We start from the raw sequence: 21078 nt of genomic DNA, 5'->3' as shown, positions 1-21078 counted from the left end.
GCCAATCGCCGCCGTTGAAAAGCTGACGCTGCCAGCGAAGCTGCCAATCTCCCCCCTTGAGGGGGAGATGCCCGGCAGGGCAGAGAGGGGCGCGAAGGATCGCGACGTCCCCCGCTTGCCAGCGGCATCCCGCACAACAAACGCGGTTTTCCGCACAATCTTTCCGCCCCTTCTGCGCCATGGTCACACCTCGCAACCCACCCAAGGCAAGGCACCCATGAGCATCGTCGTATTCGAACCCGACAGCACCGAGGACGTGGACTTCAAGGATCGCATGCGCCACCCCGCCGCCGCCGATCCGGCCGGCGGCATGTGGCTGTCGGACACCGAGCCGTCCTTCATCGATGCGGATGCCCTGCGAAAAGGCCGGCTGGCGAAGCTTCGCGGCTGGATGCGCGAGGCCGGCTATGGCGGCGTCGTTCTGTTCGACCCTTACAACCAGCGCTACGCCACCGGCTCGCGCAACATGTTCGGCTATTTCCTGCGCAACTCGACCCGCTACTTCTTCATCCCGACCGAAGGCCCGATCGTGCTGTTCGAATACCCGCAGAGCTACCATGTCTCCATGGTGCTCGACACGATCGACGAGGCGCGTCCTTCCAAGCTCGTCTGGTCGTCGGTCTCCGGCCGCGACGATGAGACCGCCGGTCCCTTCGCCGACGAGATCACCGAGCTTCTGAAGAAGCATGGCGGCGGCTCGATGAAACTCGGGCTCGACCGCTGCAGCCATCTGCAGGCGCTGGCGCTGGAAAAGCGCGGCTGCGAGGTCAGGGATTGCCAGGGCGAGATCCTGGCGGTGCGCGCGGTCAAGACGCCCGAGGAAGTCAAATGCCTGCAGGTATCGATGGCCGGCGCCGAGGCTGCCGTCTATGCGGTGCGCGAGGCGATCAAGCCGGGCGTCTCCGAAAACGACCTGTTCGCTATCATGTATGGCGAGGTGATCCGCCAGGGCGGCGAGTTCATCGAGACCCGGCTGCTGACCTCCGGCCAGCGCACCAATCCGTGGTTCAACGAAGCCAGCGGCCGCAAGATCCGGCCCGGCGAACTGCTGGCGCTCGATACCGACACGATCGGCTGCTATGGCTATTATTCCGACTTCTCGCGCACCTTCCGCTGTGGGCCAGGCAAGCCGACCGACTACCAGAAATCGCTCTACCGCATGGCGCACGATCAGGTTCAGCACAACATTTCGATCGTCAAACCCGGCATGGCGTTTCGCGAGATCGCCGAGAAGGCGTGGAAGATACCCGATCGTTTCGTCGACCAGCGCTACACCTCGGTCATGCACGGCGTCGGCATGCATGGCGAAACGCCTTTCATCGCGCACGCCATGGATTACGAGACCTATGGCCGCGACGGCCATATCGTGCCAGGCATGGTGGTGAGCGTGGAAAGCTATATCGGCGAGAAGGGCGGCCGCGAGGGCGTCAAGCTGGAGGACGAGATCCTGATCACCGACACCGGCACCGAACTCCTGTCGCGCTTCCCCTATGAGGACGAGTTTCTCGCGTGAAGGCTCCCATCTCCATCAAGCGCGGCACGGTGGCCGCGGTCTTCATCGACCTGCAAGAAGAACACCGGCAGGACCAGCGCTATCTGGTCGAAGGCTACGGCGACATCCTCGCCAACGTCCAGCGCTTGCAGGCGGCGGCACGGCAAAACCATGTGCCGCTCTACCACTGGGCCTACATCGTCGACCTCGACAAGCAGGATCGCCCCTTTCATCCGCTCGATGCCAACGGCAAGTCGGCCTTTTCCGACAAGAGCGATCCGCTGACCGAGATCTGCCATGAGGTGGCGCCCGCCAAGGGCGAGGCGCTGCTGATCAAGGCCGAGGCCAGCGCCTTCCGCTCGGGTTCGGCGGCCAGCGATCTCAAATCCGCTGGCGTCGAATGGCTGGTCGTTGCCGGCGTCTGGACCGAGGCCTGCATCGATGCCTCGGTCAAGGATGCGGTGGCCAGGGGCTTTCGCGTGCTTCTGGTCAAGGATGCCTGCGGCAGCGGCAGTGCGGCCATGCACCAGACCGGCATCCTCAACCTCGCCAACCGGCTCTATGGCGGCGCGGTCGTCGATACCGATGGCGCCTGCCGGCTGCTGGCGGGCGAGACGGTCACCGCCTGGCAGGTAGAAGGCTCGGTGCCGCTGCGCTTCACCTTCGACAACGCGGCCCAGCTCTACGCGGAGCTTTGACGTCCGCCAGCAAGATTGACCAGCAAGATTGAAATGACCAATCGCGGCAAATACGAAACACGGCTCGACCCGGCCCTGTGGGCCTATATCGACGAGGTCAATGGCTGGTATCCGTCCGAGATCATCGGCCTGCCGATCGACAAGCAGCGCGCGGTCTATGACAAGATGTGCCGGGCCTTCCACCGGGGGCGGCCATCCGGGCTCAGGGCCAGCAACGGCGTGATCGCCGCCGCCGGTCGCGACATCCCGGTCAGGCGCTACCAGTTGGCCGACAGGGCGACACGAGCGCTGGTGGTCTACTATCACGGCGGCGGCTTCATTCTCGGCGGGCTCGACAGCCATGACGACATCTGCGCCGAACTCTGCGCCGGCACCGGCTTCGATGTGCTGTCGGTCGACTACCGGCTGGCGCCGGAGCATCTCCACCCCGCCGCCTTCGACGATGCGCTCACCGCCTTAGAATGGGCAGCAGTGACAACCGGCCTGCCGGTGGTGCTGTGCGGCGAAAGCGCCGGCGGCAATCTCGCGGCGGCGGTGGCGCGGGCGGCGCGCCGGCACCCGCGCGCCGCGATCGGCCAGGTGTTGATCTATCCCGGCCTCGGCGGCGACGAGACCGCCGGCTCCTATATCGAGCACGCCGATGCGCCGCTGCTGTCGGCGCACGACATCGCCTTCTACCGCGACGTCCGCTCGGCCAAGCGGCAATCGCCGGATGACCCGTCCTTCTCGCCGCTGCGCGACACCGATTTTTCCGGCCTGCCGCCAACGGTGATCATCACGGCCGAGTGCGATCCGCTATCGTCGGATGGAGAAGCCTATCGTGACCGCATCCTGGCCGCCGGCGGCAAGGCGTGGTGGCACGAGGAGAAGCGGCTCGTGCACTCCTTCCTGCGCGCCCGCACCACGGTGCCAGCGGCAGCGGATGCCTTTGCGCGGATTGTGGCGGCGGTTGGTGCGCTCGGCCGGGGTGATTGGCCGTACTGAGCTTGCAAGGCTTGGGTTCCTCGCCCCCGCCAGAGCGCCACGGCATGCACACATTTCCAGCGGCTGGTCTTTGGCGATAGCGTGCATGGCAGCTTGGCGCATGCATTGTCTTTATGCTGCGGCTGGTCGACCCCCACTCCGTCTCGGCTTCGCCGAGCCACCTCTCCCCCGATCGACGGGGTAGAGGAAAGGCGCCAAGCTTTTTGCCGTCAACGCTCGTCCAGCAACGCTCCCCACCTTTCCCTCCGGAGGGGGGAAGGTGGCGCTGAGAAGCAGCGACGGATTGGGGGAATCACGTAACAATCGAGCCTCGGGCCGATCAGTCACGCCAGTCACGGAAGATATGTGCATAGCGTAGCGCTTCGCAGGGGCGAGGAACCCAAGCTGGAATGAGGCTGCATCCCCTCGCGTTGCTAACCCCCCCCTGCGGAGCACCGCACAAGAACTGCGGAATCTCGAACACTCCCTAACGTCACCCCGCTTTATCATTCGCCTCAGGCAATGGCGTCCCGGCGGTCGCGTCCGCCCCGCCCAACAACAAGGGAACGACGATGAAGACCATGCTGACCGACCGAGAATTGCACCCGCAGGCCAAGCCCACCGCCGAGGATTTCAAGACCGGTGCCATCAACCGCCGCGAATATTTCGCCCTGATGGCCGGCCTCGGCGTCAGCGCGGCCGGCGCGCTGGCGCTGGGCGGCCTTGCCTCCAGCCCTGCCCGCGCGGCGGAGCCCAAGCGCGGCGGCATCTTGCGCGTCGCCATGAACGTCAAGGGATTCAAGGATCCGCGCACCTTCGACGGCGTCGAAATGTCCAACGTCGCGCGCCACTGCAACGAATATCTGGTGCGCTGGAACACCGACTTCACCTTCGAACCCTGGCTGCTCGAAGGCTGGGAGATGAGCGATGACGCGAAAACACTGACCCTGCATGTGCGCAAGGGCATCACCTGGTCGAACGGCGACACCTTCAATGCCGACGATGTCGTCCACAACCTTACCCGCTGGTGCGACGCCGGCGTCGCCGGCAATTCGGTCGCCGCACGCATGGGCGCGCTGGTCAATGCCGACACCAAGAAGGTGGTCGATGGCGGCATCCAGAAGGTCGACGACTTCACCATAAAACTCAATCTGCCGAAGCCCGACATTTCGCTGGTCGCCGGCATGGCCGACTACCCAGCGCTGATCATGCACCGCTCCTATGACGGCGATGGCGACCCCAAGAAGGCGCTGGCCATCACCACCGGGCCCTGCGAGCTGGTCAGCTGGGATGCCGAGACGGGTGCCGAGGTGAAGCGCAAGGACAAGCCCTGGTGGAAGGGCCAGTTCTGGCTCGACGGCATCAAATGGGTCGACTACGGCTCCGACCCCAACGCCATGCTGTCGGCCTTCGAATCCGGCGAGATCGACACCGACCACGAAACCGCCTCGGATGCCGTGTCGCAGACCGAGAAGATGGGGCTGAAGAATTCCGAGATCGCCACCGGCTCCACCATCGTCGCCCGCTTCAATGTCGGCAACGCGCCCTATGACGACGTCAAGCTGCGCCGCGCCGCCCAGCTTGCCGTCGACAATTCCGCCGTGCTGAAGCTCGGCCTCGACGGCCGCGGAAAACCCGCCGACAACCACCATGTCGGCCCCATGCATCCCGAATATGCCGACATCGGCCCGGCCAAGCGCGATGTGGACGCGTCGAAGAAACTGATCGCCGAGTCCGGCAAGGCCGACCACGAATACGAACTCATCTCCGTCGACGTCGAATGGCAGAAGAGCACCGCCGATGCGATATCAGCGCAGATGCGCGAGGCCGGCCTCAAGATCAAGCGCACCGTGCTGCCCGCCGCCACCTTCTGGAACGACTGGAGCAAATACCCCTTCTCCTGCACCGAATGGCTGGGCCGCCCGCTCGGTGTCCAGGTGCTGGCGCTCGCCTACAAGTCCGGCGGCGCCTGGAACGAAAGCGCCTACGCCAATCCGGAGTTCGACACGCTGCTCGACAAGGCGTTGGCCACGCCCGACGCCAAGGCCCGCAAGGAGATCATGGCCAAGATTGAGCAGAATCTGCGCGACTCAGGCATCATCATCCAGCCCTACTGGCGCTCGGTCTACCGGACGTACCGCAGGGGCGTCGAAGGCTGCGAACAGCACCAGGCGCTCGAGCAGCATTTTGAGAAGGTGTGGCTGGATAGCTGAGCCTTCGCCATCTTGGGTTCCTCTCCCTCCGGAGGGGGGAGAGGTGGCGCTGCGACGCAGCGACGGAGTGGGGGAAGCCCTCCGCGAAGCAAAGAGCTTGTGGGGATAAGGGTTCAGCTGTTGCGCGCCTTCCCCGGGGCAGCGCCAACGCCTTGCATTGAGCGCTAAACCCAACCTCAAGCCCCCCGAAGACCCCTACCGCCCCGCCCTCACACCCGGCGCCAGTCGCCGTATCGCCGCCATCATATCCGCCCCGCTCATATCCAGCGACGAGACCTCCATATGCACGGTATTCCAAGCGAAGGGCAGCGCGCGGCGCAGCGCACTGGCCGGCGCATGGCGGATCGCATCGGGCCCGGTCAGTTCGAAGCTGAGCATGGACGAGCCCTGGCCGGAAACGAGGCGCACCCCGCGCACCGTCTGCCAGGGCACCAGCACGCCGCCGCTGCGCCGGTCGCGAAAACCATCTGCGTCAAGCACCACCTGCACGCTGGTGTCGAAGGCGCCGCGCGCGATGAAGAACCCGAGCCCCAGGCAGCCCAGCGCCAGCACCACCACCACCAGCAGCACGCCGCCACCCGGCGCGCCCGACGACAACCCCTTCAGCGCGAAGAAGCCGAAAATCCCTGCGATCAGGAACGGCCCGATCGCCGGCAACAGCTTGCCCGTGGCGCTGTTGCGGATTTCGACGGGGGCGGACATGGGGGCATGGGCCCGCTCACCTTGCCGGCTTCAGCAAGGTCCAGATCCAGCCGACGAAGGTGAGGACCAGGAACGGATAGCCGGCGGCGGGCAGTGGCGACGAGGTCGGCAGCAAGGGAGCGCCCCAGATGATCATGCAAGCCGAGACGACAAACAGCACGGCGGCGATAACAGCGGTGATCCGCATCCACAGGGCAAAGGTTTTCGGCGCGCTGACCATGACAAGTGCGGCCGCCCAAAGCGTGATGCCGCCGACATAGGAGGGCACGCTGGCCTCCAGCCCCGCCGCATTGCCGGCCATCAGCAGGCTCTCGCCGGCCAGAAAGGTCAGGAACCCCGCTGCCACGCAGTCATTGCCCAGCCGCTGATACTTCATCGTCAGCAGCGCGGTCGCCACCACCAGTGCCGCGCCGTCGATCGTCCAGAGCGTTTCGCGCAGCGGCGTGCTGGCGTCGAAGGTGCCGGCCAGGCCGAAGGCGCCACCGATGGCGAGGCCGAGAGAGGCGATGGTGTCTGATGTGGAGCGCATTTGAGACCTCCCCAGGCCGTGCAGAGGATACTCTAGGGTGGGGCGTTTTCAATGGGCTAACGCTTTGGCAGGCGAAGTGAATCGCGTCGGGCCGGCGATTGGAGTTGGTCGCGATGCTTGCCTATGCCAACGCTCGGCTTCTGACAAGAAGGGTTCCTTGCGGTAGCCCCTTACTGAATGTCGAGCTTCGGCGCGTGAGCAACTTTTATAGAGAAATCAGATACACACAGGGTCATCTGCGCCGAACGGTTCAGCCGGTCAACAAGGTCCTTTTCAGTGTAGCGAATCCATTCGCCATTTTCTATTTGTATTAAGTCGTCGGGATACTTGTCGCAGATATGCCATCTGGCGTGAATGAGGTCATTTCGCTCGCCAGCTTTACGACGGATTTGCTGCGCCAAGGCGAAAAATTCGTCTTGGATCTCAAGGGTCATGCGGAGTTTCATGACACTTGCAATGACCTCGATCCGGATTGGAAACGCCACCAAATTGTCAAAGATTGCGTGCGCTAGGCCGCTTCTGCTGTGAGCACCGATTGGAATGGGCTGAGAAAGGCTTACAAAATTGAAGATGTCCGCCAACAGGTTGTCAATGTCTCCCCATTCCGCTGCTATGGCTCCTATCAACGCAGCGAGTTTTGGTCTTTCCAAGATGATCTTAAGGCCGCCTCTTGCAGCCAATCCAACTAGATTCTTGATCTGGTAGGGCATGACCGAAAGCTCCCAGACAAAAAAGGGCGACGAGGCGTTGTGGCGCTTGCTCAAGACACCGCCAGATCAGACTGAATCTAGTTTCCACCGTACTGCTTAGTTGCGCCTGCTGGGTCCCCGCACTGCCGCAACCCCCGGGGTGGGGCCCGCTGCCTTCGGCAGCTCCCACCCGGACTTGCGCTCGCATCGACCCACCGGGTCGATGCGTCCGGCCGAAGGCCGGACCGCTTAGTCCCCCATCTTCAGCGCCTGGATAAACGCCTCCTGCGGGATATCCACCTTGCCGAACTGGCGCATCCGCTTCTTGCCTTCTTTCTGCTTGTCCAGCAGCTTGCGCTTACGGCTCACGTCGCCGCCATAGCACTTGGCGGTCACGTCCTTGCGCAGCGCGGAGATGGTTTCGCGCGCTATGACCTTGCCGCCGATGGCGGCCTGGATCGGGATCTTGAACAGATGGTTCGGGATCAGCTCCTTCAGCTTCTCGCACATCTGCCGTCCGCGCTTTTCCGCCGCCGTGCGGTGCACCAGCATGGACAGCGCGTCGACCGGCTCTTCATTGACCAGGATCGACATCTTCACCAAGTCGCCTTCCTTGTAGTCGGTCAAATGGTAGTCGAAGGAAGCGTAGCCCTTGGAGATCGACTTCAGCCGGTCGTAAAAATCGAAGACGACTTCATTGAGCGGCAGATCGTAGATCAGCATGGCGCGCTTGCCGACATAGGACAGGTCGGCCTGGATGCCGCGCCGGTCCTGGCAGAGTTTCAGGATGCCGCCGAGATAGTCGTCGGGCGTCAGGATGGTGGCGCGGATCCACGGCTCCTCGATCGCCGAGATTTTCACCACGTCGGGCATATCGGCGGGGTTGTGCAGTTCCTTCATCGAGCCGTCGGTGAGCAGCAGCCGGTAGACGACGGAAGGTGCCGTGGCGATCAGGTCGAGGTTGAACTCGCGCTCCAGCCGCTCCTGGATGATTTCGAGATGCAGCAGGCCCAGGAATCCGCAGCGATAGCCAAAGCCGAGCGCGGCACTGGTTTCCATTTCATAGGAGAAGGAAGCGTCGTTGAGGCGCAGCTTGCCGACGGCGGCGCGCAGATCCTCGAAATCGGCGGCGTCGACCGGGAACAGGCCGCAGAACACCACCGGCTGCGCCGGCTTGAAGCCGGGCAGGGCATGCGCGGTGGAGCGCTTGTCCTCGGTGATGGTGTCGCCGACGCGTGTGTCGGCCACTTCCTTGATCGAGCCGGTGAAGAAGCCGAACTCGCCGGGGCCAAGCTCGTCGACATTGATGCGGGCGGGCGTGAACACGCCGGTGCGTTCCACCAGATGTTTTGCGCCGGTGCCCATCATGCGGATGGTCTGGCCCTTCTTCAGCACGCCATCGATGATGCGCACCAGAACGATGACGCCCAGATAGGCGTCGTACCAGCTGTCGACCAGCATCGCTTTCAGCGGTGCGGTCGCGTCGCCCTCGCGCGGCGGCGGCAACTGGTTGACGATGGCTTCCAGCACATCGGGAATGCCAAGACCGGTCTTGGCCGAGATCAGCACGGCGTGGGAGGCGTCGATGCCGATGACTTCCTCGACCTGCTCGCGGATGCGCTCGGGCTCGGCGGCCGGCAGGTCGACCTTGTTCAGCACCACGACGATCTCGTGGTTGTTGTCTATGGCCTGGTAGACATTGGCCAGCGTCTGCGCCTCGACGCCCTGGGAAGCGTCGACCACCAGCAGCGAACCTTCGCAGGCGGCCAGTGAGCGCGACACTTCATAGGCGAAGTCGACATGGCCGGGCGTGTCGATCAGGTTGAGGATATAGTCCTCGCCATTGTTGGCGTGGTACTTCAGCCGCACCGTCTGCGCCTTGATGGTGATGCCGCGCTCGCGCTCGATGTCCATCGAGTCCAGCACCTGCTCCTTCATGTCGCGCAGCTCCAGCCCTCCGGTCAGCTGGATCAGGCGGTCGGCGAGCGTGGACTTGCCATGGTCGATATGGGCGACGATGGAGAAATTGCGGATGTGGTCGAGGGGCGTGCTCATGTCGCGCGCTTTAGCAGGGGCAAGGTGCATCGGCAAGCCGCGCGGCATGGCCGCTTGCCTGCTGTCGCAATGGTTTCAGCGCCAATCGCTAAAATTTAACCAACCGCGTTAGAGCATAATTTGTGACCTGCATGTTAGCCGAACAGCATATTCCGATTTGCGGGGGTCAAAAATGCTGCGGCTTGCAGGAAAGTTTCTCAAGTCCCGAAGTGGTTCGCTTATCCCGATATTCGCCATCGGCATGATCCCGATGGTCGCCGCCGTTGGCCTGTCGGTGGATTACACCGCCGCGGTCACGGACAAAGGCGACATGCAGGGCGCGCTGGACGCGGCAACCCTGGGGATCATGACGCTGCCGACAACGACGACCACGGCGGCGCGACAGCAGTCGTTGCAGGACCAGTTCACGGCCAACAGCGGACAGGGCACCGTGACGCTCAACAGCTTCACCGTCGCCGCCGACGGCACCGCCACCGCCAACACGTCGGCCAGTTATGCCATGCCGACCGATTTCATGCAGATCGCTCAGATCTCGACGGTGCAGATCGGCGTCACATCGTCGGTGACAAAGACGCCGGCGCTGGTGCAGGCCACCTTCAAGATCGACAAGGCCTCGGGCTGGTGGAACAAGACCATCTATCTCTGGGGCACGCAGTTCGGCGCGATCACGGCGCAGAAGCTGATGCAGATCAGCTATACCTATAATGGCGCCGGCGATCCCAAGGGCTACGGCACGACCACCGTCTACACCGTCAGCGGAACCCAGCTGACCCAGGTCCAGCAGCAGGTGTGCTCGACCAGCACCGTCAAGAATTTCAACAACGCCCCCGCCGGTTCGATCGAACGGACGAGCGGCAGCAAGAACTACCTGACCACCTGCACCACCACGCCGGCGAACGGCACCGGCGCGGTGATCGATGTCAGCCAGATGAACAGCCTCTACCTGGAGATGGATGTTCCTTCGGGAAACCCGACGGTCCTGAAGTCGAACGATCCAACCAAGTCGAACTACCTGTTCATTGGCGCGACCGACACGACTGCTGTCGAAATGCCGCTCGGCCAGGCCATCGACATCTTCACCGCGGTGCCTTGCGGCCAGTCGAGCACCCAGGCCTGGGAAGATGGTGGCTCCTCTGTGCCGGAGCCCATCACGGATGCCGACTTCTTCTACAGTGTCACAGGCAAGTGCGACTTCAACCAGCGGCCCTCGCAGACGGTGCTGACGCAGTAAGGTGGTGGTAGCTTCTTCCCCTCTCCCCTTGCGGGAGAAGGGAAGAAGCAGCGCCACCGATCACAAACCGGTGAGCGTTGTAACGAAATCCATGGCGATGACGAAGTGGGGATATGACAGGCGCATCCGAGCGCCGCCCACGGGAGCACGCCAATGTCGGTATCACCAGCCAAACGCAGCACGTTCATCGCATTGTCGGGCGCGCTCGCGCTCGCCACGTCCATGCTCTCCGCGCTCGGCACGGCCACCGCCCAGCCACTCACAGTGGTGGAACTGTTCACCAGTCAGGGCTGCTCGTCCTGCCCGCCGGCCAACGCCAATCTGATCAAGGTCAAGGACCAGCCGGGCGTGCTGGCGCTGTCGTTCAACGTCACCTACTGGGATTACCTCGGCTGGAAGGACACGTTCGGCAAGCAGGAATTCACCCAGCGCCAGGTCACCTATGAGCCGCCGCTCGGCCATGATGGTCCGTTCACGCCGCAAGTGGTTGTCAACGGTCATGCCGATGTCGTCGGCATCGGGCCCGGCGAGATCGAACATCTGATTTCGAAGAGTGGTCGCACCAGCGGCCCGTCGTTGTCGCTGGACGGCGGCAAGATCAATATCGGCGCCGGCTCGGCGCCGGGCGGCCGGGCCGATGTCTGGCTGGTCCGTTATCAACGCGGCGTCGTCGAGGTGCCTGTGGCGCGCGGCGAAAACACCGGCCGCACCTTGCCGCATGCCAATGTCGTCCATTCGCTGCAAAAGCTCGGCAGCTGGACCGGCGATGCCACGGCGCTGTCGCTACCCGCCGCTTCCGGTGGCCTCAGCACGGCCGTGCTCGTCCAGTCGCCAGGCGGCGGGCCGATCCTCGCCGCCGCCACCAACTAGAGTTCACCACTCCAGCAGAGACCCGCGCAACGCCGTGCGAGCGGCGTCGCAGGTCGCCCGGCCACCGAAAGGTGCGCCATTATCCCCAACGACCAACCCTCAAGGAGACCACCATGACCAATCTTTCCCGCCTGACACTGCCGGCCCTCGCTCTCGCTCTGTGCTCGACGGCGCTGTTTGCTGGTGGCGTCGCGCGCGCCGACGACACCGTCAATGCGATGAAGCCTGCCGCCAATGCCATGAAGCCGGCCACGGACGCTATGAAGCCGGCGGCCAACGCCATGAAGCCAGCCACGGATGCGATGAAACTGGCCGATCCGATGGCCTCGAATGCCATGAAGCCCGCGACCGACGCCATGAAGCCGGCGACGGATACCAACTGAAACCGACCCTGCGACCATATCCGGTCCCGGCTTCAGGCCGGGACCGGATATCGGACGCACGTGAAAGTGACGCGCTGCCGCAACTCGTGCGTCGCACGCACGTAACTTATCCAATAGTGTCTCGTCCGATGGACGTCACAGGAGCTCAAGCCATGACCGACATTCAAAAACCAGCCGCAAGACAGTCATTGAATTTCGCCAGGGGCGCGCTTGCCGCGCTCGCTCTGGCGGCGGCCGGTGCCGTCTTCTGGCAGTCGCCGGCTGTTTCAGCCGAGGATGCGGTGGTGATTCCGCCGCCGGCGATAGACGAAAAGGCCGCCAGCGGCACCGAAACGGCGATCTTCGCCGGCGGCTGTTTCTGGGGCGTGCAGGGAGTGTTCCAGCACGTCAAGGGTGTGACAAACGCCGTTTCGGGTTACACCGGCGGCAAGAAGGACACGGCTGTCTACGAAACGGTCGGCACCGGCCGGACCGGGCATGCCGAATCCGTGGAGATCACCTACGAGCCGTCCAAGGTCACCTATGGCCAGCTGCTGCAGGTCTATTTCTCGGTCGCCCACAATCCCACGCAGCTGAATTATCAGGGCCCGGACGAGGGCACCCAGTACCGCTCGACCATCTTCGCCGAGAACGACGCGCAGAAGAACATCGCCGAAAGCTACATCGCCCAGCTCGACAAGGCCAAGGTGTTCTCGAAGCCGATCGTGACCACGCTGGAGATGGGCAAGACCTTCTATCCGGCCGAGGCCTACCATCAGGATTTCCTGACGCTGAACCCGACCTATCCCTACATCGTCTACAATGACCTGCCCAAGGTGGCGAACCTGAAGCAGCTGTTCCCGGCGCTCTACAGCGAAAAGCCGGTCCTGGTGCAGTCGGCCTCGAACTGATTTTTCAGGTCTGAACGGGCACACGAACCCCAGGACCAACCGGCATCCGACCCGCCCCAGACAGGTAGAGGATGGATGTCGATTGGTCCCGAGGTGAAGGCCGCCTATTTGCCGTCGGCCTTCATCGCATCGCACGACACGTTCGGGTTCATGTCGGCGAAGGTGCCGGTCGGGTTCTGTTTCCAGGCCCAGACATGCAGCTCGTAGAACGGGCCGAGGCCATAGCGGTTCGGCGCGCTGTCGAAGTTGAACAGCTGCCCTTCAAGCGACGCCGGTCCCTTCGAGGTGATGTACTCGACCGCCACCAGCTTGAGCTTTCCGTCGGCCATCGGCTCGTACATGACGGCCTGCGGCTTCGCGAGATTGATCGCATCGTCCTTCAGATAGGCCGCGTTGACATAGTGGATGCCCATGGCGCCGCCCATGATGCCGCTGGCGCAGGGGATCGGCGCATAGCCTTCGGCGACAGCCGCCGCCACGTTTTCGAAGCGGCTGTTGGCGGCGTGCACCTTTTCGGCCAGCGCATTCGTCCCGGCCGCATGGGCGGCGGTGGACAGGCACAGGATGGACAGCACGGCCAGGTGCCTGCCCCAAAGCGTGATGTTCATGATGTCTCCATTCGTTGTTGAGGATGCACGGCCGGTCCCGCTTTCGAAGCCGCCCGTGCGCTTTCGGATCAATGGAAATCCAGGTAGTTCCAGTATTCCCAGGTGTCGCGCCGCGTTTCCCGTTCCGGCAGCCCGATGTCCCGCCTCAGAAAATCGTCCTGCGGAGGCAACCGCCGCCGCCTTTCGCGCAAGGGCGAAAGCAGCAGCGAGGCGAACCGCCGGAGGCCCCGGCCCAGTACCGTGCCTCGCCCGACCGTTCTCGAAGCCGGCAGGACCTCGCGGTTGTCCGCGTCATCAGGCATGTCGCGATCGATGCGAACGGCAAGCCGATGCTCATCGGTGCGATCAACGATAAAAGTAAGGGTCAAGGACCCGCACCTCCGTGACCTTGTCGACAGGCAGCGAATTCTTCTGGGCGGTGCTGCGAATGGCTTCGGGGGATGGCGCATCGTAGATGCAGAAGCTGTGCTTCTTGTCGGGCGACACGTAGGATCGGACCCAGGTCACGCCTTTCTCGGCATTGCGCATGATGACGCCGCCCAACGCATTGGCGCCGGCATCGTTCATCGGCACGTTGAGGCCGTCCGGAAATGTGCGTTCGACTATGTAACGGGGCATGGGTATCTTCCTTTTTCCATTGATTCACGCTCGATCCGAGCGCGGCTGGACAAAGATCACGCTCGCAAACGGCGCGCATCGGAGCCTTTCCCCATATTTGGCGGGACGATTCCCCATGTTTGCAACGTTTGATGCTGGGAGCCACAAAGCAGATACCGACCCGATCTATCCTGGCGGACATGGCGAGATCGCTGGACTGATCCCTGTGAGCGAGTGACGATGCTTCTGGAACGGCAGACACAGCTGGAGCAGCTGGACGGCCTGATGGCGGAGGCGGCGAGCGGCCGCGGCCACGTCGTGGCGCTGGTTGGAGAGGCGGGAGCCGGCAAGTCGGCGCTTGTCGAGGCTTTCATCGCCGGAACCGCCAACGATGCGCGCATATTGCGCAGTGCCTGCGAGGACCTGTCGATCCCCGATCCCCTTGGGCCGCTCTACGATCTCGCCCGCGAGGCGCAATGGGCCATGCCGCGGGCGATCGACGCCCGACAGGGACAAAGGCTGCCCTTGTTCTCCGACGCGCTCGACGTCTTCGAGACAAGGGCGCAGCCAACCCTGCTGGTGATCGAGGACCTGCATTGGGCCGATGACGCGACGCTGGACTTCGTCCGCTTTCTCGGCCGGCGCATCGCCAACACCCACATCCTTTTGCTTCTGACGGCGCGCACCGACCGCAGCGAAGGACAGATGCGCGTGCGCCGCGCGCTCGGCGAAATTCCGGCCGCGAGCATCGCCCGCATCGATGTGCCGCTGTTGAGCGAGGCGGCGGTGCTCTCGCTTGCCAATGCCGCCGGCCGCGATGGCGATGCCATCTACCGGGCAACGGCCGGCAACGCCTTCTTCGTCACCGAACTGTTGAGCGCCGAAAGCGAAACGGCGCTGCCGGCCAGCGTGCGCGATGCCGTGGTCGCGCGGGCCGAACGCCTGTCCGCCGGCGCCCGCTCGATGCTCGATGCCGTCTCGGTATTCCCGAGGCGAGCCGACGCGTGGGCCCTGCAGGGGCTGTGCGGCGTGGCCAGTGCCGGCCAGCTCGCGGAATGCGTTTCGAACGGGCTGCTGGAGGATCTGGGCGACGCCTATGCGTTTCGCCACGAGATCGCCCGTCGCGCCATCGAGACGATGCTGGCGACAAGCCACAGGCGCGAATTCAACCAGCGCGCTTTGTCGGCGCTGCTTGAAAACGGCGGCGTGGCCACCGCGCGCCTGGTGCATCATGCGGTGGAGGCGCACAATCTGGAGGCGGTGCGCCAGTTCGCGCCGGTCGCCGCACGCGAGGCCCCCGCGTCGGCGCGCATCGCGACGCCGCCGGCTACTACGAGGTCGCCTTGCGCCAGGCCGACACCTTGCCGATGGACGAGCGCGCCGGACTTTACGAGCAGCATGCCTTCGAATGCCATTTGATCGCGCGCATCGATGAGGCCATCAAGGCGCAGCAACAGGCGCGTGTGCTGCAACAGGCGCTGGGCAACACGCTGAAGGAAGGCGACAGCCTCAGGTGGCTATCGCGCTTCGCCTATCTGCTGGGCGACCGACAGGCAGCCGACCTGTTCGGCGCCCAGGCAGTCGCGTTGCTGGAGACCGTCCCCGCCAGCGCCGAACTTGCCATGGCCTATTCGAACCTTTCGCAGCTGGCGATGCTGGCGGAAAGGCTCGACGAGACCTTGTCGCTGGGCGCAAGGGCGATCGAGCTCGCCGAGCAGCTGGACCGGCCTGATGTCGTCTGCCACGCGCTCAACAATGTCGGCGCCGCCGAGCAATGGCTGGACCTGGCCAGCAGCCGACGGCATCTGGGCCGCAGCCTCGAAATCGCGCTCGCGGAAAATTTCCAGGAACATGCGGCGCGCGCCTTCACCAACTGCGCCTGCGGCGGCATGAACCAGCTGTGCTATGCCGAGGCTCAGTCCTTTCTGGATCGCGGCATCGACTATTGCGTCGAGAACGACCTGGCGACATGGCGCGATTACATGCGCGGCGTGCGTGCGCAGTTGCTGCTGCGCTGGGGACGCTGGGACGAGGCGGCCGCCGAGGCGCTGGATGTCCTTGGCAATGACCAGGCAACGGCCCTGGTGCGCTATCCCGCCCTGGTGGCCCTGGTGAAACTGCGGCTGCGGCACGGCGATCCATCGGTCGATCCGCTTCTCGGCGAAATGATGCGGTTTCTGGAAAGGGGAGCCGAACTGCAGCGGCTGTTGCCCTATGCCGCCGTCGTCGCCGAGCAGGCATGGCTGGGCGAGGCGCAAAAAAATGAGGCGCTGCGGCTGATCGATCTTGCCGAAACCCTCTCTCCGACACGAGCGGTCTTCGCCGAGCTGGCCAGCTGGCGGCAACTGCTGGTTCCCGATATCGACCCGGGCGACACGGCGGGCATGGCCGCGCCCTACCGGATGCTTCTTCATGGAGACTGGCGAGGGGCCGCCGCGATCTGGGCCGATCTCGACGCGCCTTACGAACGGGCACTCGCGCTCGCCCAGGGCGACGAGGCGGCGCAACGCCTGGCGCTGGAGATTTTCGAGACCCTCGGCGCCCGGCCGGTCGCGAGCCATGTGCGCGACATCATGCGGCGAAACGGCGTCAACCACATCGCGCGGGGGCCGCGCCGCACCACACGCGCCAACAGCGCCGGCCTGACCCAGCGGCAGATGGAAGTGCTGCAGCTGATCGAGCGTGGCTTCTCCAACAAGCGGATTGCCGAGCATCTCACCATTTCGCCGAAGACCGTCGACCACCATGTCTCGGCGGTGCTGGGCAAGCTGGACGCCGGCTCTCGCGGCCAGGCCACGGCGGCCGCGCGTGATTCCGGGTTGATCTGAAGGCGGAGCAGCCCTTGGTCAATCGTAAGTCAGGTCGGTCGCCTTGCCGCCGAACACGCGGTAGGCATAGAACGAATAGAAGATGATGACCGGCAGCACCACCACCGTGCCGACGAGGATGATCGCCAGGCTTTCAGGCGCCGAGGCCGCCTGCCAGATGGTCAGCCTGTCGGGCACCACGAACGGATAGAACGACCAGGCGAGCCCCGCGAAGCCGAGCGTGAAGATGGCGGCCAGCGTCAGGAACGGCGTCAGGGAATGGCGGTCGTCGGGCTTCGGCAGATGGAAGGTCTGCCGCCACAGCCACAGGAACAATATCGCCGACAGGATCGGCAGCGGCGACAGGTAGAGCATCTCCGGCCAGATGAACCATTTGTCGAAGATGCGCGGGCTGGCGAAGGGTGTCGCCAGCGACACCGCGGCCATCCCGAGCGCGGTCAGCACCAGCGCCGTGCGCAGCCAAAGCACGGCCTTCTTCTGCAACGCGCCTTCCGTCTTGTAGATCACCCAGGCCGCGCCCATCGCCGCGTAGGCCGCTGAAAGGCAGAGCGCCACCAGCGCGCCGAAAGCCATGCCGCCCAGTCCGACATCGAGGCCGAGCACATAGACGCCCAGCATATAGCCCTGCGCCAGTGAAGCGATGATCGAGCCGAGGAAGAAGATGCGGTTCCAGCGATGCTTCCTGCCGGCCGGGACCTTGGCGCGGAAATCGAAGGCGACGCCGCGCAGGATCAGGCCGATCAGCAGCACGAAGACCGGGATGTAGAGCGCGGTGAGGATAATGCCATGCGCCAGCGGGAAGGCGACCAGAAGCAGGCCGACCGCCAGCACCAACCAGGTTTCGTTGGCGTCCCAGAACGGGCCGATGGCCGCGATCATCGTGTCCTGTTCGGCGTCCTCGGCCACCGAAAACAGGATGCCGATGCCGAGATCGAAACCATCGAGAATGACGTAGATCAGGATGGCGAGCCCCATCAGGCCGGCGAAGATGAGGGGGAGCAGGGTTGGCCAGTCGTAGCTCATGTCACTCTCCTGCGGCCGGTTGTGACATCGGCGCGTTGAGAACACCCGGTAGCGGCGAGGTGTCGCCGTCCTTCGCCGCCTTCAGCGCCAGGTGCACCAGCACGCCGAGATAGGCGATCAAAAGCAGCGCGTAGAGGATCAGGTAAACAGCAAGCGTCAGCGCGACATGGCTGCCGGCGATCGGGCCGACGGCGTCGGCCGTCTTGAGCACACCGGTGACCAGCCAGGGCTGGCGGCCGATCTCGGTGGTGTACCAGCCTGCCAGCGTTGCCAGCCAGCCCGACAGCGCCATCGGCACCATCAGCATGGCGAGCGGCTTCGGCAGGCCGTGGCGGCGCTTGAGGAAGAAGGCGGCCGACCAGGAGACGGCGAGCATCAATAGCCCGGTGCCGACCATGATGCGAAAACCCCAGAACACCGGAAACACCGGAGGATGGTTGCCGGGATAGTCGTTCAGGCCTGGCACGACGCCGCTGGCGCTGTGGCGCAGGATCAGGCTCGCGCCATCGGGAATGGCGAGCTCGAACTTGTTCTCCTTGGCGGCTTCGTCGGGGATGGCAAACAGGATCAGCGGCACATTCGGGCCGGTGTTCCAGTTGGCCTCCATGGCGGCGACCTTCTGCGGCTGGTGCTCCAGCGTGTTCAGGCCATGCTGGTCGCCGGCAAAGATCTGGATCGGGATCAGGATGGCCGCGGTGAACACGCCGGTGCGCAGCGCCTTCCACATCGATTCCGAGCGGTCGCCCTGGAGATAGCGCAGCGCCGACAGGCCAGCTATCAGGAACGAGACCGTCAGGCCGGAGGCAAGCAGCATGTGGACGAGGCGGTATGGCATCGATGGATTGAAGACGATCGCCCACCAGTCGACGGCGTGCGCCACGCCGTCGCGCATCTCGAAGCCGGCCGGCGTCTGCATCCAGGAGTTAAGCGCGATGATCCAGAAGGCGGACAGGGTGGTGCCGCCGGCCACCAGCACCGTCGCCATTGTGTGGACGCGGTTGGAGACGCGACGGAAGCCGAACAGCATGATGCCGAGGAATGCCGCCTCGAGGAAGAAGGCGGTGAGGATCTCATAGGCCAGCAGCGGCCCGGCGATGTTGCCGACCTTTTCCATGTAGCCCGGCCAGTTGGTACCGAACTGGAAGCTCATGGTGACACCGGACACCACGCCCATGGCGAAGGACAGCGCGAACACCTTCACCCAGGTAAAATAGGCGCGCATCCAGGCCGAATCGCCTGTCGCGTTGTAGCGAAGCTTGAAGAAGAGCAGCACCCAGCCGAGCGCAATGGTGATCGTTGGAAACAGAATATGAAACGAGATATTCGCGCCAAACTGAATACGCGAAAGTATGAGCGGGTCCATGGCGGGCTCCGGCTGCTGCTAATACTCGCGAAGATAGGCCTCAAGCGAGTTCAGGTCAAAGCGGCGTCCTGCCGCGAGGCTCAACGCCACAGGACAATTTTACCGGTTGTAGGCGGTGCATTCCCGAGCGATCCTCTTCAATGTCCAGAACTGTCAGCAGCGCCATTGACTTCCGGTTGCACGCAACGACATTCGGCCTATATCAGGGGACCTCTTTCAAGCAGCTGTTCAGCCATGCCCTCCATCCTGTCCATTTCCGGGGTCTCCAAGACCTACGCCACCGGCTTCACGGCGCTCAAGGAGGTCAATCTCGACATCCAGCGCGGCGAGATCTTCGCTTTGCTCGGGCCGAATGGCGCCGGCAAGACGACGCTGATCTCGATCGTCTGCGGCATCGTCAACCGCTCGACGGGTACCGTCACGGTCGACGGCCACGACATAAACCGGGATTACCGCGCGGCGCGCAGCCTGATCGGCCTGGTGCCGCAGGAGCTGACGATCGACGCTTTCGAGACGGTCTGGGCGACGGTCAATTATAGCCGCGGCCTGTTCGGCAAGCCCGCCAACCATGGTTTTGTCGAGAAGGTGCTGCGCGATCTTTCGCTGTGGGACAAGAAGGACGCCAAGGCGATCACCTTGTCGGGCGGCATGAAGCGCCGGCTGATGATCGCCAAGGCGCTGTCGCACGAGCCGCGCATCCTGTTCCTCGACGAGCCGACGGCCGGCGTCGACGTCGAGCTGCGCCAGGACATGTGGGAAATGGTGCGCAGGCTGCGCGAGGACGGTGTCACCATCATCCTCACCACGCACTATATCGAGGAAGCCGAGGCGATGGCCGACCGCGTCGGCGTCATCAATCGCGGCGAGATCATCCTGGTCGAGAACAAGGCCGAGCTGATGCGCAAGCTCGGTCGCAAGCGGCTGGTGCTGGAACTGCGCAGCCCGCTGACGGCCATTCCAGAGGCGTTGTCGAGCTACGCGCTGGAGCTGTCGCCGGATGGCGGGCAGCTGACCTACACCTATGACAACCAGGCCGAGCGTCCCGGCGTCGCATCGCTGATCCGCGATCTCGAGGCCGGTGGCATCCAGTTCCGCGACATCGACACGCTGAACAGCTCGCTTGAGGAAATCTTTGTCAATCTGGTGAGGAAAGACGCATGAACCTGCGCGCCGTCTGGGCGATATACCGGGTCGAGATGGCACGGGCCTGGCGTACCGTGCTGCAGAGCATTGTCTCGCCGGTCATTTCGACATCGCTCTATTTCGTCGTCTTCGGCTCGGCCATTGGCTCGCGCATCACCGAGATCGACGGCATCAGCTACGGCGCTTTCATCGTGCCGGGCTTGATCATGTTGTCGCTCTTGACGCAGTCGATCTCCAACGCGTCCTTCGCCATCTATTTTCCGAAGTTCGTCGGCTCGATCTACGAATTGCTGTCGGCGCCGGTCTCCTATCTGGAAATCGTCATCGCCTATGTCGGGGGTGCCGCGACCAAGTCGATCATCCTCGGCCTTATCATCCTGGCGACAGCGTCACTGTTCGTGCCGCTGACCATCCAGCATCCGTTCTGGATGGTCGCCTTCCTGGTGCTGACGGCGGTGACCTTCAGCCTGTTCGGCTTCATCATCGGCATCTGGGCGAAAAGCTTCGAGCAACTGCAGCTGGTGCCGATGTTGATCATCACGCCGCTGACCTTCCTCGGCGGCAGCTTCTATTCGATCAACATGCTGCCCGGCGTCTGGCGCACGGTCACGCTTTTCAACCCGGTCGTCTACCTGATCAGCGGGTTCCGCTGGAGCTTCTACGGCAAGTCCGATGTCTCGATCACTGTCAGCCTGGGCATGACCGTCGTCTTCCTGCTCGTCTGCATCGCGATCGTCGCCTGGATATTCAGGACCGGCTATCGGCTGCGCAACTGACCGCCCTACGCCCTATCGGGACCGC

21 protein-coding genes are annotated in these 21078 nt (G+C 63.9%); 12 read left to right on the top strand and 9 right to left on the bottom strand.

All coding sequences use genetic code 11. From position 1 onward, the window contains the following. Positions 1-217 precede the first annotated feature (217 nt). The 4 genes from LGH82_RS19525 (at position 218) to LGH82_RS19510 (ending at position 5366) form a co-directional block, all read left to right on the top strand. Positions 218-1513: a M24 family metallopeptidase gene (locus LGH82_RS19525; RefSeq protein WP_227344295.1), complete on the top strand. Its 1296-nt coding sequence runs from the start codon at positions 218-220 to the stop codon at positions 1511-1513. Then, complete coding sequence (locus LGH82_RS19520; protein ID WP_227344294.1) at positions 1510-2190, top strand: isochorismatase family protein; 681 nt, start codon at positions 1510-1512, stop codon at positions 2188-2190. The genes LGH82_RS19525 and LGH82_RS19520 overlap by 4 nt, the downstream gene beginning before the upstream one ends. A 33-nt stretch (positions 2191-2223) precedes the next feature. Beyond that, positions 2224-3174: an alpha/beta hydrolase gene (locus LGH82_RS19515; RefSeq protein WP_227344293.1), complete on the top strand. Its 951-nt coding sequence runs from the start codon at positions 2224-2226 to the stop codon at positions 3172-3174. 551 nt (positions 3175-3725) lie between these two features. Then, the gene (locus LGH82_RS19510) at positions 3726-5366 is read left to right on the top strand and encodes an ABC transporter substrate-binding protein (protein WP_227344292.1); all 1641 of its coding nucleotides are present in this window, start codon (positions 3726-3728) and stop codon (positions 5364-5366) included. A gap of 195 nt (positions 5367-5561) precedes the next feature. Here the strand turns inward: LGH82_RS19510 and LGH82_RS19505 are convergent, their stop codons facing one another. From LGH82_RS19505 to lepA, 4 genes are all read right to left on the bottom strand, one after another. Beyond that, entirely contained in the window at positions 5562-6068 is a 507-nt protein-coding gene (locus LGH82_RS19505) for a hypothetical protein (RefSeq protein WP_227344291.1), read from the bottom strand. Positions 6069-6084: 16 nt separating this feature from the next. Beyond that, positions 6085-6597 (bottom strand): hypothetical protein, encoded by a 513-nt coding sequence (locus LGH82_RS19500; RefSeq protein WP_227344290.1) that lies wholly within the window; start codon positions 6595-6597, stop codon positions 6085-6087. A 170-nt stretch (positions 6598-6767) separates the two neighbouring features. After that, positions 6768-7361 (bottom strand): hypothetical protein, encoded by a 594-nt coding sequence (locus LGH82_RS19495; RefSeq protein WP_227344289.1) that lies wholly within the window; start codon positions 7359-7361, stop codon positions 6768-6770. Positions 7362-7535: 174 nt separating this feature from the next. Then, positions 7536-9341: a translation elongation factor 4 gene (lepA, locus tag LGH82_RS19490; protein ID WP_227344288.1), complete on the bottom strand. Its 1806-nt coding sequence runs from the start codon at positions 9339-9341 to the stop codon at positions 7536-7538. Between the two features lie 172 nt (positions 9342-9513). Here lepA and LGH82_RS19485 point away from each other — a divergent pair, with 172 nt between their 5' ends. The 4 genes from LGH82_RS19485 (at position 9514) to msrA (ending at position 12715) form a co-directional block, all read left to right on the top strand. After that, complete coding sequence (locus tag LGH82_RS19485; RefSeq protein WP_227344287.1) at positions 9514-10572, top strand: TadE/TadG family type IV pilus assembly protein; 1059 nt, start codon at positions 9514-9516, stop codon at positions 10570-10572. A gap of 153 nt (positions 10573-10725) precedes the next feature. After that, positions 10726-11442, top strand: a complete 717-nt coding sequence (locus tag LGH82_RS19480; protein ID WP_227344286.1) for a DUF1223 domain-containing protein — start codon at positions 10726-10728, stop codon at positions 11440-11442. Between the two features lie 113 nt (positions 11443-11555). Further along, positions 11556-11825, top strand: coding sequence for a hypothetical protein (locus tag LGH82_RS19475; protein WP_227344285.1), 270 nt, complete (start codon positions 11556-11558; stop codon positions 11823-11825). Positions 11826-11977: 152 nt separating this feature from the next. After that, positions 11978-12715, top strand: coding sequence for a peptide-methionine (S)-S-oxide reductase MsrA (gene msrA, locus LGH82_RS19470; protein WP_227344284.1), 738 nt, complete (start codon positions 11978-11980; stop codon positions 12713-12715). Between the two features lie 104 nt (positions 12716-12819). Here the strand turns inward: msrA and LGH82_RS19465 are convergent, their stop codons facing one another. The 3 genes from LGH82_RS19465 to LGH82_RS19455 form a co-directional block, all read right to left on the bottom strand. Beyond that, entirely contained in the window at positions 12820-13323 is a 504-nt protein-coding gene (locus tag LGH82_RS19465) for a hypothetical protein (RefSeq protein WP_227344283.1), read from the bottom strand. 68 nt (positions 13324-13391) lie between these two features. Then, on the bottom strand, positions 13392-13691 hold the full coding sequence (locus tag LGH82_RS19460) for a hypothetical protein (RefSeq protein ID WP_227344282.1): 300 nt from the start codon (positions 13689-13691) through the stop codon (positions 13392-13394). Next, positions 13669-13941 carry a DUF4242 domain-containing protein gene (locus LGH82_RS19455; RefSeq protein WP_227344281.1) on the bottom strand — a complete coding sequence of 91 codons (273 nt, stop codon included), beginning with the start codon at positions 13939-13941 and terminating at the stop codon, positions 13669-13671. Before LGH82_RS19455 ends, LGH82_RS19460 begins: the two co-directional genes overlap by 23 nt. Before the next feature lie 219 nt (positions 13942-14160). On the opposite strand from LGH82_RS19455, the gene LGH82_RS19450 reads away from it, so the two are divergent. Beyond that, complete coding sequence (locus LGH82_RS19450; protein ID WP_227344280.1) at positions 14161-15339, top strand: AAA family ATPase; 1179 nt, start codon at positions 14161-14163, stop codon at positions 15337-15339. Further along, positions 15264-16748 carry a LuxR C-terminal-related transcriptional regulator gene (locus LGH82_RS19445; protein ID WP_227344279.1) on the top strand — a complete coding sequence of 495 codons (1485 nt, stop codon included), beginning with the start codon at positions 15264-15266 and terminating at the stop codon, positions 16746-16748. Before LGH82_RS19450 ends, LGH82_RS19445 begins: the two co-directional genes overlap by 76 nt. A gap of 18 nt (positions 16749-16766) precedes the next feature. Here LGH82_RS19445 and LGH82_RS19440 read toward each other — a convergent pair whose 3' ends face one another. Further along, positions 16767-17771, bottom strand: coding sequence for a cytochrome d ubiquinol oxidase subunit II (locus tag LGH82_RS19440; protein WP_227344278.1), 1005 nt, complete (start codon positions 17769-17771; stop codon positions 16767-16769). 1 nt (position 17772) lies between these two features. Beyond that, on the bottom strand, positions 17773-19134 hold the full coding sequence (locus LGH82_RS19435; protein WP_227344277.1) for a cytochrome ubiquinol oxidase subunit I: 1362 nt from the start codon (positions 19132-19134) through the stop codon (positions 17773-17775). A gap of 234 nt (positions 19135-19368) precedes the next feature. Here LGH82_RS19435 and LGH82_RS19430 point away from each other — a divergent pair, with 234 nt between their 5' ends. Continuing rightward, positions 19369-20295: an ABC transporter ATP-binding protein gene (locus LGH82_RS19430; protein ID WP_227344276.1), complete on the top strand. Its 927-nt coding sequence runs from the start codon at positions 19369-19371 to the stop codon at positions 20293-20295. After that, positions 20292-21053 carry an ABC transporter permease gene (locus LGH82_RS19425; RefSeq protein ID WP_227344275.1) on the top strand — a complete coding sequence of 254 codons (762 nt, stop codon included), beginning with the start codon at positions 20292-20294 and terminating at the stop codon, positions 21051-21053. The genes LGH82_RS19430 and LGH82_RS19425 overlap by 4 nt, the downstream gene beginning before the upstream one ends. Positions 21054-21078 lie beyond the last annotated feature (25 nt).

This window comes from Mesorhizobium sp. PAMC28654, assembly GCF_020616515.1.
Lineage (GTDB): Bacteria > Pseudomonadota > Alphaproteobacteria > Rhizobiales > Rhizobiaceae > Mesorhizobium.
The sequence above is the reverse complement of the archived record's forward strand: the minus strand, read 5'-3'. Positions and strand labels throughout refer to the sequence as shown.

Bases quoted from the DNA above. Each gene is read 5' to 3' on its own strand.
- LGH82_RS19525 (WP_227344295.1), top strand. From the start codon at position 218: ATGAGCATCGTCGTATTCGAACCCGACAGCACCGAGGACGTGGACTTC.
- LGH82_RS19515 (WP_227344293.1), top strand. From the start codon at position 2,224: ATGACCAATCGCGGCAAATACGAAACACGGCTCGACCCGGCCCTGTGG.
- LGH82_RS19510 (WP_227344292.1), top strand. From the start codon at position 3,726: ATGAAGACCATGCTGACCGACCGAGAATTGCACCCGCAGGCCAAGCCC.
- LGH82_RS19505 (WP_227344291.1), bottom strand. From the start codon at position 6,068: ATGTCCGCCCCCGTCGAAATCCGCAACAGCGCCACGGGCAAGCTGTTG.
- LGH82_RS19500 (WP_227344290.1), bottom strand. From the start codon at position 6,597: ATGCGCTCCACATCAGACACCATCGCCTCTCTCGGCCTCGCCATCGGT.
- lepA (WP_227344288.1), bottom strand. From the start codon at position 9,341: ATGAGCACGCCCCTCGACCACATCCGCAATTTCTCCATCGTCGCCCAT.
- LGH82_RS19485 (WP_227344287.1), top strand. From the start codon at position 9,514: ATGCTGCGGCTTGCAGGAAAGTTTCTCAAGTCCCGAAGTGGTTCGCTT.
- LGH82_RS19480 (WP_227344286.1), top strand. From the start codon at position 10,726: ATGTCGGTATCACCAGCCAAACGCAGCACGTTCATCGCATTGTCGGGC.
- LGH82_RS19475 (WP_227344285.1), top strand. From the start codon at position 11,556: ATGACCAATCTTTCCCGCCTGACACTGCCGGCCCTCGCTCTCGCTCTG.
- msrA (WP_227344284.1), top strand. From the start codon at position 11,978: ATGACCGACATTCAAAAACCAGCCGCAAGACAGTCATTGAATTTCGCC.
- LGH82_RS19465 (WP_227344283.1), bottom strand. From the start codon at position 13,323: ATGAACATCACGCTTTGGGGCAGGCACCTGGCCGTGCTGTCCATCCTG.
- LGH82_RS19455 (WP_227344281.1), bottom strand. From the start codon at position 13,941: ATGCCCCGTTACATAGTCGAACGCACATTTCCGGACGGCCTCAACGTG.
- LGH82_RS19450 (WP_227344280.1), top strand. From the start codon at position 14,161: ATGCTTCTGGAACGGCAGACACAGCTGGAGCAGCTGGACGGCCTGATG.
- LGH82_RS19440 (WP_227344278.1), bottom strand. From the start codon at position 17,771: ATGAGCTACGACTGGCCAACCCTGCTCCCCCTCATCTTCGCCGGCCTG.
- LGH82_RS19435 (WP_227344277.1), bottom strand. From the start codon at position 19,134: ATGGACCCGCTCATACTTTCGCGTATTCAGTTTGGCGCGAATATCTCG.
- LGH82_RS19430 (WP_227344276.1), top strand. From the start codon at position 19,369: ATGCCCTCCATCCTGTCCATTTCCGGGGTCTCCAAGACCTACGCCACC.
- LGH82_RS19425 (WP_227344275.1), top strand. From the start codon at position 20,292: ATGAACCTGCGCGCCGTCTGGGCGATATACCGGGTCGAGATGGCACGG.